This window comes from Streptomyces sp. BK239 (assembly GCF_004217285.1).
In the GTDB taxonomy this organism is placed as follows: domain Bacteria; phylum Actinomycetota; class Actinomycetes; order Streptomycetales; family Streptomycetaceae; genus Streptomyces.
In genome coordinates this window covers 378760-394047 of the sequence record NZ_SHKS01000004.1, presented here as the reverse complement: position 1 = coordinate 394047, position 15288 = coordinate 378760, and the positions used below count along the sequence as shown (strand labels likewise).

The window sequence follows — 15288 nt, the reverse complement described above, 5'->3', positions numbered from 1 at the left end:
CGGGTCGCTCTCTCGCCTCAGCCGGCGGTGGGCGGCCGCGAGGAGAATCGCGGCGGCGTGTAGAGGTGCTCGCCGACGCGTTTGACCAGCCGTGCCATCTCGTAGCCGACCAGACCGATGTCGGCGGTCACGGCGGTGAGGACGGAGAGGCAGGAGCCGTCGCCCGCGGCGGCCACGAACAGGAAGCCGTCGTCCATCTCGACCATGGTCTGCCGGACGCCCCCGACGCCGAAGTGGCGGCCGGCGCCCTTGGCGAGGCTGTGGAATCCGGAGGCCACGGCGGAGAGATGTTCGGCGTCCTCGCGGCTGAGGCCGCTGGAGGAGCCCACGGCGAGGCCGTCGTTGGACAACACGACCGCGTGCCGCACCTCGCTGACGCGCATCACCAAGTCGTCCAGCAGCCAGTCGAGTTCACCGGAGCGGCCGGCCGGTCTCGTGCTCGGGTCCTGGATCATGCGGAATCTCCTTCGCTGCTTTCGCTGCCCGGTTCGGGGTCCGGGGTGGCATCGCGGCCGGGTCGCCTGCCGCCGCCGCGCGCCCAGCCGTCCTGGTAGGCGGCCATCCGGTCGCGTACGAGTTCGGGGGTGCGCCGCTCGCCGCTGTGTCGGCCGGGTGCCGCCCCGGCGGGGTCCTCGGTCGGTGACCTGCGCAGTTGCGGGGCCAGACTCGCCTGCCGTACCCGGCGCGGGAGGTCGTCCGATCCGGCGGTCTGTCCTCTGGACGGCCCGGCGGCGGGTGGTTCGGCCTGTCCCCCCGGGGTCGGGCGCGCGGGTGCCCCGGCATGAGGGCCGTCCGACGGCCTCGCGGGTGGCCCGGCGTGAGGTCCCCTGAACGGTCCGGCGGGCGATTCGGACTGACGTCCCCCGGAGGGTCCCGCGGGCGGTTCGGACTGACGTCCCCCGGAGGGTCCCGCGGGCGGTTCGGGCTGACGTCGCCCAACGGCTCTCGCGGACGGCCCGGCCAGGCGCCCTCCGGAGTGTCCTGCGGCCGGTCCGCGCGGTCCGTCCGGTCCGTCCGGGGCACCCGGGTCGTCCGGTGGGCGGTGCAGGCGCAAGGCGGTGACCCCGGAAGGTGGGGTGTCGGCTTCCCCCGGCTCGGCGGCGGCCCGGCCGGCGGGAGCCTCCGCGGGGGCCGTATGGGCGGAGGCCGTATGGGCGGAGGCTGTCAGAGCCGGTCGTTCGGCGGTCGCGGGCACGGCCTCCCGGTGCCGCTCGGCACCGGGCACGCGCGCGTAGGCGCGTTCCTCGGGTTGTCCCGCGTCGGCCGCCTCGTGGGCGGGGCGTTCCGGGTTGCCGCCGTGCAGCAGGGCGGTCGGCAGCAGGACGACCGCCGTGGTGCCGCCGTAGGGCGAGGTCCGCAGGTGCACCCTGACGTCATGGCGGGCGGCGAGCCTGCTGACGACGAACAGTCCGAGCCGGTCGCTGTCGAACAGGTCGAGGGCCTGGGACTGGGCGATGCGCCGGTTGGCCTGCGCGAGGGTCTCCTTGCCCATGCCCAGTCCCCGGTCCTCCACCTCCAGGGCGTAGCCGTTGCCGACGGGCTCGCCGGTGACGCGTACGCGTGTGTGCGGGGGCGAGAACTGGGCCGCGTTCTCCACGAGTTCGGCCAGGAGGTGGGTGAGGTCGGCGACGGCGGCGCCGTCGACCGACGCCTCCGGGAGTCGGCCCACCTCCACGCGCGCGTAGTCCTCGACCTCGGAGACGGCGGCACGGACGACGTTGGTCAGTGACACCGGCATCCGCCAGGCCCGGCCGGGGGCCGCCCCGGAGAGGATGATCAGGCTCTCGGCGTGACGCCGCATGCGCGTGGTGAGGTGGTCGAGCCGGAACAGGTCGCTGAGCTCGTCCGGGTCGTCCGAGCGGCGCTCCATGCTGTCCAGGAGACTGAGCTGGCGGTGGACGAGGATCTGGCTGCGGCGGGCGAGGTTGACGAACACCCCGGAGATGCCGCTGGCCAGCTCGGCACGTTCCACGGCGGCCTTGAGGGCGGCACGGTGGACGGTGGCCAGCGCCTCGGCGACCTGGCCGGTCTCGTCCTCGGCGGGCGCCCCGGGCGGCGCCTCGGCACGCACGTCGATCTCCTCGCCGGCGCGGAGTCTGCGCATGGCCTCGGGGAGTTTGCGCCGGGCGATCTCCAGGGCGCTGTTGCGCAGGCCGACCAGTTCGACGACGAGGGCGCGGCCGATGCGCACCGAGATGACGAGCGAGGCGGCGACGGCGGCGAGACCGAGCAGCACGGCCGCGCCGGCCGGGGTGAGCAGGCCGCGGGTGAACGGGTCGGCACGCTCGGCGACCCGGCGCGCGGCATCCGCCTCGACGGCCCGCATGCCGTCCTGTACGCGCGCGTGTGCCTGGCGCCAGGCCGTCTCGGGTGCGGCGGCGACGGCCGGGGCGCCGGGCTCCGCCGCGAGCACCCTGTCCTCGGCGGCGTTCACGACGGCGTACGCGCCGCTGGTGGACAGGTTTCGCCAGGCCGCGCGCTCAGGGCGACCGAGGTCGGCCGTGGCCGACTCGGTGAGGGCGCGGCGCGTGTCGACGGCTCCGGCGAACAGGCGCAGCCGTGCGCCGTCGAGGCTGCCGGCCAGACGCGCGCTGCCGAGAACGACGTCCTCCTGGGCCAGCGCCTCTCCGGCTCGGCTGAATTCGAGCAGCACGCGTGCGTCGGAGCCGAGTTCGGCGTCCTGAATGCCGGAGAGGGAGCCACCGACGGAGAAGGCGGCCGAAATCGTCCGGGTGTAGGTCCCGTAGACCTCGTCCCAGTCCGCGTCGCCGTCGATCACGGTGGTCCGCAGGGCGGGCAGTGCCTCCGCCTTGGAGACGAACGCCTCCAGGCGTCGGGCGACATCGGCGGGCAGCTCCTGACCGTCGGCCACAGTGCCGTCGTCGCCGAGCCTGAGCCTGGCCACCGCACGGTCCGTCCGCTCCCCGAGCTCCTTCAGCTCGGCCTCCTGTGCGGCGGCGGGGCGGGTCGCATGGCGCACGGCGGCGGCCCGCTCGGTCTGCAGCGCCGCGACCGCGTCCGTGACGGGGGTGCGGAGCTGTGCGTCCACGCGCTGCACCTGGCGCAGTCGGGAGATGTCCTGGGCGGTGCTGACGGTGGCGTACGCCCACAGGGCCAGCAGGGAGACGACCGGCACCATCAGCAGGCAGACGATCTTGGCGCGGACGGTGCGCGGACGGAGCCGTCGGCGTCCCGCGCGTGTGAGGGCCGCGGTCGCCGGTGTTCCCGCCTGCCCGTCCGGGCCTTCGTCGGCGGGCGGTCCGGCATGGGCGCGGCGGCCGCGCGCGGGGGGTGGCGGCTCGGCATCGCCCATGGGGGTGCTCCGGGGTGTGCGCATGGCCTCCTCGCTCGGAGTCGTCGGGACGTGCGGTCCTGTGCGGACCCCGGCCCCGTGCGGTACGTGCGGTCGTGTGCGCGGACCACGGGCCCCTACGGAAGGTGCGGTCCGTTGTCGGACGTGCGGTGGGTTGGAGGACACGCGATCCGGCGGTGGGCCGCGCGGGTCGTACGTGAGTCGCGAACGTGCCGGTGGTGAGGGCAGCCGGCGGCACGGCCGGCCGCGGTCACACGGCCCGGGTCTGCCGGCCGCCGCCGGTGACGCGGTCAGGAAGCTGCTGGGCCGAGGCGGACGCCTCGCGTTCACCCGTGGTGGGCGACAGGGCGACGAACGCCGAGGTGAGGAAGAGGTAGGACCCGAGACCGACGGCGAGGGGGAAGATGAACTGCATCGCCGTGGCCCCGGGCAGCGCCTCGCCGGACGGAGTGACCCGCACGTGCACGGCGAACATCGCCGTGTAGTGCATGCTGCTCACCGCCGCGCCCATGACGAGGGAGGCCAGGGTGACGGCGACCGGGGACTTGATGTTCAGTGCCGCCCAGAGTGCCGCGGTCGCCGCCACGACGGCGATCAGGACGGAGAGCCCGACGCGCGTCGGGTCGTACGTCACGTCGCCGTGCAGCCGTACGGCGGCCATGCCCAGGTAGTGCATGCTCGCCACGCCCAGGCCTGTGGTGAGTCCGCCGATCAGCAACGCGCGCGTACGGCCTCGGCCGTAGCCGACGGCGAAGACGCCGGCGCAGACGACGATCATGGCGACGATGAGGCTGAGCACGGTCAGGGGGACGTCGTAGCGGATGTCGGTGCCGCTGACGGCGAAGCCGAGCATGGCCACGAAGTGCATGGTCCAGATGCCGGTGCCGATCGAAGAGGCGGCCGTCACCAGCCAGTTGCGGCGCGAGCGGCCCGCGGCGCCCAGCGCGCGGACCGTGCAGCGCAGCCCGAGGGCGGCGCCGACGCAGGCCATCGCGTACGACAGCACGGGGGTCAGCCAGCCGAAGGCGGCGTGGTCCAGGTGTCCCATGGACCCGGGACGCTAGTGGGGGCACAGGAGCGCAATGGGGGCGCATTTCGAAAGGTGCCGCAATCTGACATGGATGTGCACCGGCTCGATCGCCCAACGCTCGAACATGCGCGCCGTCATCTCCTCCCCGGGGGTGAGGAATCATGCGGTGCATGAGCGACGACCACACACGCGTGCAGGAGTTCTTCACCACCCGCGCCGCGGACTGGGACCGCAGGTTCCCCGACGACGGCCCCGCCTACGCGGCCGCCGTCACCGAGCTCGGTCTGCGCGAGGGCGACCGCGTACTGGACGCGGGTTGCGGTACGGGACGGGCCCTGCCACCCCTTCGCGCGGCCGTGGGGGCCTCAGGAGCGGTCCTCGGGGCCGATCTGACGCCGGCCATGCTGGAGGCCGCCGTACGCGCCGGACGCCACCGCGACGGGCGACTGCTGCTCGCCGACGTCGCCGCGCTGCCTCTGCGCTCGGGGTCGCTCGACGCCGTCTTCGGGGCGGGCCTCATATCGCACCTGCCCCGACCGGAGGCTGATCTGCGGGAGTTGGCCCGGGTGGTGCGCCCCGGCGGCACGTTGGCGCTGTTCCACCCGATCGGCAGGGCAGCGCTCGCGGCGCGGCACGGCCGGCGGATCACCGCGGACGACCTGCGCGCGGAGGCGAACCTGCGTCCCCTGCTGGCCGGTTGCGGGTGGCGCATGACGTCATATGTCGACGAGGACACCCGTTACCTGGCCTTGGCCGTGCGGGAGGCCTGAGACCGCCGCGCACTTGCGCGCAGTCGCGCGCGTGACCCCGGAGGGCTCAGGCTCCTCCGGCGACCGCCTCGACGAAAGCGTCGGGGTTGTCGAACATGACGTTGTGCCCGGCGTCCCGGACCGTCACCACGCGCACACCCGCGCTCTCCAGGGCGTCCGCCCCTTCGAGCGGCCCGCTGAGTTCGCCCTGCAGGTAGACGCGGTCCACGGCGGTCAGCCCCGTCAGCATCTCCCGCATGACCGGCTCGGATCCGCGCCTGAGCCCGACGGCGCTGCGGTGCAGGGCGCGCGGGTCGGCGAGCCGCATGGTCGCCGCCCACAGGGGGCCGACGCTCTCCAGCACACGCGTGTGGCCACCGTCGACGAACTCGTCCTCGGAGTGGTTCGCGATGCCGCTGCTGCCCGCGGTCGGCGGTGGGAAGGCGTCGAGGTTGGCCTCCGTCAGGACGAGCCGGGAGACCAGGTCGGGACGGCGGTGGGCGAGCACGACGGCCACCGAGCCGCCCATGCTGTGGGCGACGAGTTCGGCGTCGGCGACACCCGCCGAGTCCAGCGCGGCGGCCAGCGCGGCGGCGTGGTCCTCGAGCGTGTAGCCGAAGTCCGCGGGCCGGTCGCTGATGCCGTGTCCGGGCAGGTCCACGAACAGGCTGCGCCGGCCCGCGAGTTCGGGCCGGGACGCCACGTGCGCGTGGTAGACGGCCGAGGTCGCGCCCAGCCCGTGGACGTACACGCGCGCGGGCTCTGCGCCCGGCGTCTCCGTCCACCGGATGTGGCTTCCCCCGCTGCCGAACTCTGCCTGCCGCATGACTGCCTCCTCGGAACATTCGCTCGACCGACTTCGCGATGACAATACATCGGTTGCGAGGTACAACGTCAACGCAATACCCGAGCTCCGAGATACCGCGAACGTGCGGCAGAATGCGGGCATGCTGGAGCTCTCCATCCTCGGTTTCCTGTACGACGCCCCCCTGCACGGCTATGAGCTGCGCAAACGCATCACGGCCCTGACCGGGCACGTACGTCCGGTCGCCGAGAGCACGCTGTACCCGGCGATCAAACGCCTGGAGAAGGCCGGTCTCCTGGCACGCACGACGGAACCGGGCGCCGCGGCCGCGCCCCGGCACGTCCTGAGCCTCACCGAGGAGGGCCGGCGCGAGCTGCGTCGGCGACTCGCCGAGCCCGGCGAGCGGGACGTCACCGACGAGAACCGCTGGTTCACCCTGCTCGCGTTCCTACGGCACCTTGACGACGCCGAGGCCCAGGCGGTCGTTCTCCGCCGTCGGCTCGCCTTCCTGGAGGAGCCGGCGAGCTTCTTCTACGACGGTGACCGGCCGCTGCGAGCGGAGGAGCTGGACGATCCCTTCCGGCAAGGGATGCTGACGATCGCGCGCGCGACCTCTCGTGCCGAACTCACCTGGCTGCGCGACACGCTGCGCTCACTGGGCGGCTGACCCGGCCTCACCGAGGCCGACATGGCGCACCGGGCACCCTCGCACGCCGGGCACCGGCCGGGTGCCCAGGTCCGCGAGCCGGTAGCCCTGCGGGTACCCCTTGATCTCCCGGTTCTGGCGCGCGAAGTGCGGCGCTCGGCGCGGCGGCAGCAGCCGGACGGCGCGCCCACGCGCGCGTACCGCCCGACGCACCAGCGCGCGCGTGAACGGACCGGGCGGGGTGTAGCGGAAGGCCTTCAGCAAAGGCTCGTCGAGCAGGGCGAGGGTCGTGGCGCGCAGCACGGGGGCGAGCGGCCGCGGGTACCAGGAGGCCATCAGCGCGAGCGTCGCGTCCGAGACCCGCCTGGCCCCCTCGTCCCATCCGAAACGAACCTCCTCGTAGGCGTCGAGACAGGCCTCGAACTCCTCGTAGCTCCCGGGGATGTCCTTGATCCCCATGCGCTGTCCGAGGGCGCGGTAGTGGACGGTGGAGGCGACGATCTCGTGGCGCGACAGCGGGCGCCATCCATAGGCGTCGATCCAGCGCTTGGGCATCACGACGAACGTGCAGAGCACGTAGCGCATGTCGTCGTCGGCGATGTCGTAGCTGCGGTGCATCTGGTTGATGCGGCGGACGGCCGTGCGGCCCTCGTCGCTGCCGAAGCCGTGCTCGACGATGGCGTCGAGGAGCAGCGAGGTGTCGTCGTAGCGTTTCTGCGTGCGGTCCGTGAGCTCCGCGGTACGCGCGAGCAGGCTTCCGATGCCGGGGACCGCGTAGGTGCGGTACAGGGCCAGTTCCAGGGCGCGTGCGAAGTCCCAGGGGAACTCGTACGCCACGGAGAGCCGGTAGATCTCGGAGGCGTTCTCGTAGGGGTCCATACGGCGGATCTGTGCGAGTCGCTCGTAGCGTTTCACCACGCTGTCCCCCTCCGCCCCGACAACCCCGACTTCCCCGACTTTACGTCGTCGAGCGGGAGATGAACGCCCCCGGATGGGGGAATCACGCAGGGGAAGGGCGGTGGAGCATGTCGGTAGGCATACGCAAAACCTGGGGAAGAGTCCTCGCCGGAACGCGTGCGCAGTCACGTCGGGACGGAGGGCGAACCGACGGAGGGCGCGAGGAGGGTGAGCGGCGCCCCGCCCGGAAGCGCGCGCACAACCTCTTCGAAGCGGCCGCCGTGTACGTCTCGGGCTGCGCGGAGAACGATCAGGACCGGGTCGACGAGGCGGCCGGCTGGGTGTCTCCGGAGGCGCTGTCCTTCGGGGTGAACGAACTGGCGTGCCGGGCGGTCATCGCGCTCGCGCGGGAGCGCGGCGAGTCCCCTCGGACGGTGGCCAGGGAGCTGCTGGGGCTGCCGCCCGCCTGACATTCGCCGACAAGCGAGGCGATTCGCCCCGTCGGAGGAAAACTGCAGCTCCGGGTGTGTCCCGGGGTCGTGACAAGCGCCTTCCCGCCGCACTAGGGTGCGCGCGATTGGACGAACCCTGGGGAGGCTGGGATGGCCGGGACGGACGAGGACGCCGTCGCCGCCGAGGACGAGGCGCTCTACGTGCTGACGGCGGTACTGCTGACGCCGGCGAAGTTCCCGAGTGTGCTGGGCGACGACTACCCGGAGGCCTGCGCGGCGCTCGGTCTTGCGCCGCTCGCCGACGGGTACGGCCTGGTGCTGGGCCAGGACGGCGAGGGCGCGCGGTGGACGGTCGTCGTCGACGACGTGTCGTTGGTGGCGGTCGCCATCGCGTCGTGGGACTGCGGCATGGAGTACGACCTGTCCCCCGACGACCGGACGGTGGTCGCGGCGCTGCCCGGCTGGCCGCTGGCGGTCGCCGTAGCCGCCCCCGGGGTGCCCGCGCCGCACGACCCCGACCCCGAGGTCGCGGACCGGCCCGCGCTCTCGCCGCCGGACACGACGGTCTGGGGCCCGGCCCAGCGGAGGCTGGGAGCCGACGAGATCGCGCTCCAGTGGGCCCAGTGGCGCGAGCAGATCGACGACTCCAAGTTCCCGCCCGCGCGGGACAGCTCCGAGGCCGCGGAGGGGACCAAGGACGCCGAGGGCGCGGACGGGGCCGAGAAGCCCGCGCCGCGGGGGCACAGTGGCGTCCGGCGCGTCCTCGCGGAGGCCCGCACCTATGTGGACACCCCGCCCCCGCTGGGCCGCGTGAGGTCCTCGTTCGCCCCGGGTGACGCACGCACCCTGCGCGCCGACGGCCCCGGCTGGTCGCTGGTGGCCCGCACCGACGACATCGCGTTCGTCCTGCTCGACGACGAGCCCGGCGAGGTGCTGCCGGTCGGCCGGGGTCCCGAACTGCCGGGTCTGCTCGAAGCGCTCGACAAGATGGCCGTGCGCCCGATCTGAGCTCCCGAGGGGAGCTGACGGACGGGGCCGCGCCGCGGCCCCGTCCGTCAGCGCCCGAGCTCCTTGCGGGTGACACGGCGCAGTCTGCGCCGCTGCGAGGGGTCCAGCGTGAGGTACGCCGCCGCGGGGACCCCGAGCACGATCAGAAGAGACGCCCACCAGGGCAGCCAGATGAGCAGAAGCAGCCCGACCGCCACACCTCCCGCGGCGATCTTCGCGTTCTTCGACATGTGCGTCGCCTCCTTCGCGGCCGTTGCCGCTCTCCGTCTGCGAAAACCGCTTCCTGTCTGTGAAACGGCTCCCCGCGACGCGCGGTTCCGGGCTCGCCCCTGAGCCTTCCCCGATCCCGTCCCCTAGGTACTCACCCGGGAAAGGTCGTCCAGGGGAAATCCGGTGCTCGTTCCCCCGCGGAATGCTGTACCCTCGGCGATCGACCTTCAGTAGTCAAATTTGAGGAGCGGGTTTATCACTGTGCGCCGGGTTCCAGCGGAAGCACCGCCCGAGACCTTCGAACTGGTTCACCGTCCTGTCGTCTTCCTGCCCGGCGTCCCCGCACGCACAGGCGTGTTCGCCTTCTGGGAACCGGACGGGAGCACCGCCCCGCCCGACGGGACACCATGGCCGCCCGCCGGCGCGTCGGTGCCGTCCACTCTGAAATCGGCGTCGTGCGGCGCGCTGTCCGTCGTCCGCCTCGCGGACGACGGCGGCGTGGAGCACGTACGCGTGCCCGCGCTCCATGTCCCCCTGGGCGAGGCACTGCCCCTCCTCACGCGCGCGTGGGCCGCGTCGGGCGCACACCGGGCCGTCGCCTTCTGGGGTGCGGCGACCTTGACCGCCCTGGAGTTCGTCGCCCGCGGCCTGCTGTTGCCGGGCCTGTCCGGGGACGATCACGACGCCTGGCGTGCGGGCCCCCTGGGCCCCGACGACGTCGACCGGGTTCGCCGTCTGGCCGCGGCGATGCCGCCCGAGGCGCACGCCGTGCCCCTGGACGACGGCCCGCCCTTGCGGCTGCCCGACCCGGAGCGGTTGCTGCGCGCCTTCCTGGACGCGGTCGCGGACACCCTCCCCCGCTCGCCCGCCGCCTCCCTGCTGACGGGCGGACCGGCATACTCCACACAACGGCCCGTACACGCACCGCAGTTGCGCGCGTGGGCCGCCGACGTCGCCGCCGGACACGACGCCGGGGTGCGCGTCTCGTTGCGCATCGAGGTGTCCGGGCTGTCCGCCTCGGCATCGAGCGAGGCGGCGCCGGCGTTCCGGGCCGTGCCGCAGGTGCACGGCGTCGGTGATCCCACCCTCGTCGCGGACGCCGCCGAGGTGTGGCAGGAAAGCGGTCCCGCGCACCGGGCGTTCGGTCCGCACGCGCGCGTGGACACGTTGCTCGCGCTGCGCCGTGCCGCACGCGCGTGGCCCGCGCTCACGCCCCTGCTGTCGGCGGCCGTCCCGGACGCCGTGGAGCTCCATGACGAGGAGGTCGCGGAACTCCTCGGAGAGGGCACGCGTGCGCTGGCGGGCGCGGGCGTCGAAGTGCACTGGCCGAAGGAACTGGCCCGCACACTGACGACTCACGCCCTGGTGGGACCTCCGGAGGACGGCGAGAGCCCGGACGGGTCCGGCTCCGCATTGCCGTCGTTCCTGTCCGCTGACGCCCTGCTCTCCTTCTCCTGGCGGTTCGCGCTGGACGACAGGGACATCACGCGCGAGGAGCTGGACCGTCTCGCGGAAGCCCATCGCCCGTTGGTGCGGTTGCACGACCGGTGGGTCCTGATCGACCCCGAGGAGCTGAGTCGGGCCCGGGCACGACAGGACGTCCAGATCACCCCGATCGACGCGCTGGCAGCCGCTCTGACCGGCTCCGCCGAGGTCGACGGCCGCCAGGTCGAGGTTGTTCCCACCGGCTGGCCGGCGACCCTCCGGGAGCGGCTGGCCCGCACCGACGGGCAGGAGCCGGTGGCACAGCCCGGCGCGCTCGACGCGACGCTGCGCGACTACCAGCGGCACGGACTCGACTGGCTGGCCCGGACGACGTCGCTGGGACTCGGCTGCTGCCTGGCGGACGACATGGGCCTCGGCAAGACCGTCACGCTGATCGCCCTGCACCTGCACCGCCAGACGGACTCCTCAGCCGCAGGACCGACCCTGGTGGTGTGCCCGACGTCGCTGATGGGCAACTGGCAGCGGGAGATCGAGCGGTTCGCGCCCGGCATCCCGGTGCGCCGCTTCCACGGGCCGCGACGCGACCTGGAGGACCTGGCCGAAGGCGAGTTCGTGCTGACGACCTATGGCACCCTGCGGCAGGACGCGCCGCGTCTCGCCTCCGTGCCATGGGGCCTGGTCGTCGCGGACGAGGCACAGCACGTGAAGAACCCGTACTCGGAGACCGCGCGGGCGCTTCGCACGATCGGAGCACGCGCACGCGTGGCGCTCACCGGCACTCCGGTGGAGAACAACCTGTCGGAACTGTGGGCGATCCTGGACTGGACGACGCCAGGCCTGCTGGGCCGGCTGGGTGCTTTCCGCGCGCGCTACGCGCGTGCCGTCGAGGCCGGCGGGGACCCGGCGGCGGCCGAGCGCCTGGCGCGACTCGTGGGCCCGTTCCTGTTGCGCCGCCGCAAGTCCGATCCGGGCATCGCCCCCGAACTCCCCCCGAAGACCGAGACCGACCGACCGGTGTCCCTGACACCGGAGCAGACGGGTCTGTACGAAGCCGTGGTGCGGGAGACGCTGGCGGCGATCGCCGAGGCCGACGACATGGCACGGCGCGGTCTGGTCGTGAAACTCCTGACCTCGCTCAAGCAGATCTGCAACCATCCGGCGCAGTACCTCAAGGAGGAACGGCCGACGACCTCGGGACGTTCGGGAAAGCTGGAGCTCCTGGACGAGCTGCTGGACACCCTCCTCGCCGAGGAGACGAGCGTCCTCCTCTTCACGCAGTACGTCGGCATGGCACGGATTCTCGAACGGCACCTGGCGGCACGCGGCGTGCCCACGCAGTTCCTGCACGGCGGGACGCCCGTGGCCGAGCGCGAGGCGATGGTCGCCCGCTTCCAGGCGGGAGAGGCGCCGGTGTTCCTGCTGTCCCTGAAGGCGGCGGGCACCGGCCTCAACCTCACGCGCGCCGAGCACGTGGTGCACTACGACCGCTGGTGGAACCCCGCCGTCGAGGCGCAGGCCACCGACCGGGCGTACCGCATCGGCCAGACCCGGCCCGTGCAGGTGCACCGGCTGATCGCGGAGGGGACGGTCGAGGATCGCATCGCCGCCATGCTGCGCCGAAAGCAGGATCTCGCGGACGCCGTCCTCGGCGCGTCCGGCGAGGCGGCGCTCACGGAGCTGACGGACGCCGAGCTGGCGGAACTGGTGGAACTTCGAGGGGGAACACCGTGAACCGGTACGAGGACCACGGGGACTTCGGGGACACCGGGAGCGGCGACCTGGATCGCCGTCACCACAGCGCCCACGACGGCGACGGGGAGCGCACGTTCGCCGCGCTGCCTCCCGCACCTGGGAGGGGGTTCGCGCAGACCTGGTGGGGGCGTGCCTGGCTGGCCGCCCTGGAGGACGGGGCGCTGGACGCCCAACAGGTGCGGACGGGGCGCAGGTTCGCACGCGCGGGAGGCGTGGGCGCGATGTCGGTGCGGCCGGGTCGCGTCACCGCCGTCGTCCAGGGTCGTGACGGCGCGTCGCACCGGGCCGACGTACTGCTCGACGTCCTGTCGGACGCGCAATGGGACCGGTTCCTCGACCTCACCGTGCAGCGCGCCGGTCATGTCGCCGCCCTGCTCGACCGCGAGATGCCGTCGCATCTGGTCGAGGACGCGGAGGCGGCCGGCGTCGATCTGCTGCCCGGCCTGGGCGATCTGGAGGCTCGGTGCGACTGCGGCGCCTGGGACCACTGCGGTCACACGGCGGCGCTGTGCTACCAGGTGGCGCGGCTGCTCGACCAGGATCCGTTCGTCCTGCTCCTGCTCCGGGGACGCCCCGAACAGGCGCTGCTGAGCACTCTCCAGGCCCGCGGCGCCACCGCCCTGACCGGGGCTGCCCCCGCACCGCCGGAGGGGGTGGACGCGGCGGAGGCGTACCGCGACGGGTGTGCCCTGCCTCCGCTGCCCGCCCTGCCCGAGCTGCCGGCGCAGGCCGGCCTGCCGCCCTCGTGGGACACGGACGTTCCGCCCCCGGCGGACGTTGACCCGGCGGCGCTGCGAGCCTTGGCGGCGAGCACGGCGGCGGAGGCCTGGCGTCTGCTGGCGGGGGCGTTGAGCGAGGGGCCCGAACGGCACGCGTGGGCAGCGGGGTTGACGACTGCTGAGGATGCCGTGCGGCTGGCGGCGGATCGTGCCGACGACGCCGTTCCGCCGGATGCCGTGACCCAGCGCCTGGCCGTCGGCTCGGGGCGCAGTCCCGAACAGCTGGCCTCGGCGGTCCGGGCCTGGCGGCTCGGGGGCGTGGCCGCCCTGTCGGTGCTGGAAGAGGAGTGGAGCGTCAAGGGCGAGACGCTCGCACGCGTGCGTGCCGCGTTCCGGTCCGCCTGGGACGACGACCAGCGGCCACCGCTGACGGCGAGGGCCAACCGGTGGACCGTCACCGGGACGTCCTCCCAGTTGAGGCTGGGCCGCGACGGCCGCTGGTGGCCGTACCGCAAGGAGCACGGACGCTGGACGCCGGCGGGCGGCCCCGCACTCGACCCGGCCACGGCACTGGCTTCGATCGACACCGAGGGCGAGGACGGCGGGTGAGGCGGAGGGCGCTGCCGCGCCCTGGATGACGACGGGCACGGGCCCCACGCGCTGCCCGTCGGGCAGGAGGCCGTGAACACGCCAAGATCGACCGACAGTGGCCGCCCGTACCCGCGACCGACGTCGGCCGGGATCGCGAGCGCCGGTGGTCCGCCGCCCTGGCCGAGGGCCGCCTGCTCACGGGGCGCGACGGTGACGGCCGTCGACGCGGAGCCCAGCATGATCGAGCTGGCCGAGCGGGCGGCGCCGACCGCACCCGTACGCGTGGCAGCCCTGCCCGAACTGCCCTTCGCCGACGACGAGTTCGACGCCGTGGTGGCCGACTTCGTGTTGAACCACGTGGGCCGCCCCCTGCTCGCCCTGGGCGAATTGGCGCCGTGTTCTGAAGCCCGGGGGCAGGATCGCGCTGACCGTCTGGGCGGCGCCGCCTGCCCCGGGGCAGGCTCTGCTCGGCCGCGCCATCCAGGCCGCGGGTGCGGAACGTCCGGCCCACCTGCCCACGGGGCTCGCCACCGAGGACGACTTCCGCCGTGACGAGAGCGGCCTGGCCGAACTGCTGACAGCGGCGGGGTTGCGGGAGGCGGGCTGCGAGACCCTGCGCTGGGACCACCGCACGAGCGTCGACGAGTGGTGGAGCGGTCCCGCGAGCGGCGGGGCGCTCGGCGGCCAGATGGTGCAGAGCCAGACCCCTGAGGTCCGCGCCGTGATCAGGCGCCGCTTCGAGCTGTTCGCTTCGGAGTTCGCCGACGACACGGGCGGCCTGACGCTGCCGCACGCCGCGCTCATGGCTCGCGCGCGACGCTGACGTCGTAGAGCGGCACGCATACGCTCGGGGCACGCGTACGCGTACGGCAGTCGCACGCGCGCCACGCGTGCGTGCAGGCCCGGCATGGCACGCGCGTGCGCGTCGATGCACCGGACCGCACTCGGCTACGGCAGTGATCCGCCCAGGGAGGGCAGAAGCGATTCGAGGTCGCTCGGCAGCTCGCTCGGAAGCTCTGTGGGCAGCTGTGTCGGCAGCTCGGTGGGGAAGCCGGACGGCGGCTGGGTCGGGAGGCCTGAGGGCAGTTCGCTCGGGAAGCCGCTCGGCAGTTCCACCGGGAGGCTGACCGAGGGCGCGGGAGAGGAACTGCCGCTCGCGGGAGGGCCGTCGTCCGGTGAGTCGCCGCCGCCGGTGGCCATCACCACCACGGCGACGACGGCCACGGCGAGGGCCAGCAGCGCCAGCACGGCGATGAGCGGGTTCCTCCGCCTGTCGGGGTCGTCAGGCGGGCCCGGCGGCGAGGAGGACGGCCCGAAGCCGCCCCAGGGCGGCGTGTCGTCGGGCCCGGAAGGCCCGGGCGGTCCCGACGACCAGGGCGGACCGGGAGGGCCAGGGGGGCCGGGAGGGCCCGGCGGCTGGGGCGGTACGGGCGGCGTGGCCATGCGTTCAGCGTCGCCGCGCACCGCCCGGCGCGCGACCCCCGCACGGAAGTTGGTACGCGCTCATGCCATGGAAGGCATGATTCCGGCGTATTCCGTGCGGAGACCGCCCTTTCCGTGCGGGAGGCGCCCCTTTCCGTGCGGAGGCCGCCCTTGACGGGCATCGGCCTCGCGGCCGGCTCACGGCGGCCGGCACGGCCCCTGGACCGACCGGCCCGCACGCACACGCG

Annotated in this window: 15 protein-coding genes; 8 read left to right on the top strand and 7 right to left on the bottom strand. The window is 73.7% G+C overall.

Features of this window, described 5'->3' with window-relative positions:
- Window positions 1-17: 17 nt before the first annotated feature.
- From EV567_RS15155 to EV567_RS15145, 3 genes are all read right to left on the bottom strand, one after another.
- Window positions 18-455, bottom strand: a complete 438-nt coding sequence (locus EV567_RS15155) for a roadblock/LC7 domain-containing protein (RefSeq protein ID WP_130440198.1) — start codon at window positions 453-455, stop codon at window positions 18-20.
- Complete coding sequence (locus EV567_RS15150) at window positions 452-3337, bottom strand: sensor histidine kinase (RefSeq protein WP_130440196.1); 2886 nt, start codon at window positions 3335-3337, stop codon at window positions 452-454. The genes EV567_RS15155 and EV567_RS15150 overlap by 4 nt, the downstream gene beginning before the upstream one ends.
- A gap of 226 nt (window positions 3338-3563) precedes the next feature.
- On the bottom strand, window positions 3564-4361 hold the full coding sequence (locus tag EV567_RS15145) for an MHYT domain-containing protein (protein WP_130440194.1): 798 nt from the start codon (window positions 4359-4361) through the stop codon (window positions 3564-3566).
- Between the two features lie 152 nt (window positions 4362-4513).
- Between EV567_RS15145 and EV567_RS15140 the strand changes: the two genes are divergently transcribed.
- Window positions 4514-5113, top strand: a complete 600-nt coding sequence (locus EV567_RS15140) for a class I SAM-dependent methyltransferase (protein WP_130440192.1) — start codon at window positions 4514-4516, stop codon at window positions 5111-5113.
- Window positions 5114-5159: 46 nt separating this feature from the next.
- On the opposite strand, the gene EV567_RS15135 is transcribed toward EV567_RS15140, so the two are convergent.
- Window positions 5160-5918, bottom strand: a complete 759-nt coding sequence (locus EV567_RS15135; protein WP_130440190.1) for an alpha/beta fold hydrolase — start codon at window positions 5916-5918, stop codon at window positions 5160-5162.
- 121 nt (window positions 5919-6039) lie between these two features.
- Between EV567_RS15135 and EV567_RS15130 the strand changes: the two genes are divergently transcribed.
- The gene (locus EV567_RS15130; RefSeq protein ID WP_130440188.1) at window positions 6040-6564 is read left to right on the top strand and encodes a PadR family transcriptional regulator; all 525 of its coding nucleotides are present in this window, start codon (window positions 6040-6042) and stop codon (window positions 6562-6564) included.
- Here EV567_RS15130 and EV567_RS15125 read toward each other — a convergent pair.
- Window positions 6550-7458, bottom strand: a complete 909-nt coding sequence (locus tag EV567_RS15125; protein ID WP_165430398.1) for an oxygenase MpaB family protein — start codon at window positions 7456-7458, stop codon at window positions 6550-6552. The two genes, EV567_RS15130 and EV567_RS15125, sit on opposite strands and share 15 nt — an antisense overlap.
- A 110-nt stretch (window positions 7459-7568) precedes the next feature.
- Here EV567_RS15125 and EV567_RS15120 point away from each other — a divergent pair, with 110 nt between their 5' ends.
- A complete protein-coding gene (locus EV567_RS15120) occupies window positions 7569-7910 on the top strand; it encodes a hypothetical protein (protein ID WP_130440184.1) in 342 nt (113 codons plus the stop codon).
- 132 nt (window positions 7911-8042) lie between these two features.
- Window positions 8043-8900: a hypothetical protein gene (locus tag EV567_RS15115; RefSeq protein WP_130440182.1), complete on the top strand. Its 858-nt coding sequence runs from the start codon at window positions 8043-8045 to the stop codon at window positions 8898-8900.
- A gap of 47 nt (window positions 8901-8947) precedes the next feature.
- Here the strand turns inward: EV567_RS15115 and EV567_RS15110 are convergent, their stop codons facing one another.
- Window positions 8948-9130, bottom strand: coding sequence for a hypothetical protein (locus EV567_RS15110; RefSeq protein ID WP_130440180.1), 183 nt, complete (start codon window positions 9128-9130; stop codon window positions 8948-8950).
- 241 nt (window positions 9131-9371) lie between these two features.
- On the opposite strand from EV567_RS15110, the gene EV567_RS15105 reads away from it, so the two are divergent.
- The 4 genes from EV567_RS15105 (at window position 9372) to EV567_RS28490 (ending at window position 14441) form a co-directional block, all read left to right on the top strand.
- Window positions 9372-12287: a DEAD/DEAH box helicase gene (locus EV567_RS15105; protein ID WP_130440178.1), complete on the top strand. Its 2916-nt coding sequence runs from the start codon at window positions 9372-9374 to the stop codon at window positions 12285-12287.
- Window positions 12288-12334: 47 nt separating this feature from the next.
- The gene (locus EV567_RS15100) at window positions 12335-13636 is read left to right on the top strand and encodes an SWF or SNF family helicase (RefSeq protein ID WP_130440664.1); all 1302 of its coding nucleotides are present in this window, start codon (window positions 12335-12337) and stop codon (window positions 13634-13636) included.
- A 219-nt stretch (window positions 13637-13855) separates the two neighbouring features.
- Entirely contained in the window at window positions 13856-14170 is a 315-nt protein-coding gene (locus EV567_RS28495) for a methyltransferase domain-containing protein (protein ID WP_347400492.1), read from the top strand.
- Between the two features lie 37 nt (window positions 14171-14207).
- Window positions 14208-14441, top strand: coding sequence for a hypothetical protein (locus EV567_RS28490; RefSeq protein WP_347400491.1), 234 nt, complete (start codon window positions 14208-14210; stop codon window positions 14439-14441).
- Window positions 14442-14566: 125 nt separating this feature from the next.
- On the opposite strand, the gene EV567_RS28175 is transcribed toward EV567_RS28490, so the two are convergent.
- A complete protein-coding gene (locus EV567_RS28175) occupies window positions 14567-14866 on the bottom strand; it encodes a hypothetical protein (RefSeq protein ID WP_242620815.1) in 300 nt (99 codons plus the stop codon).
- Window positions 14867-15288: the final 422 nt, after the last annotated feature.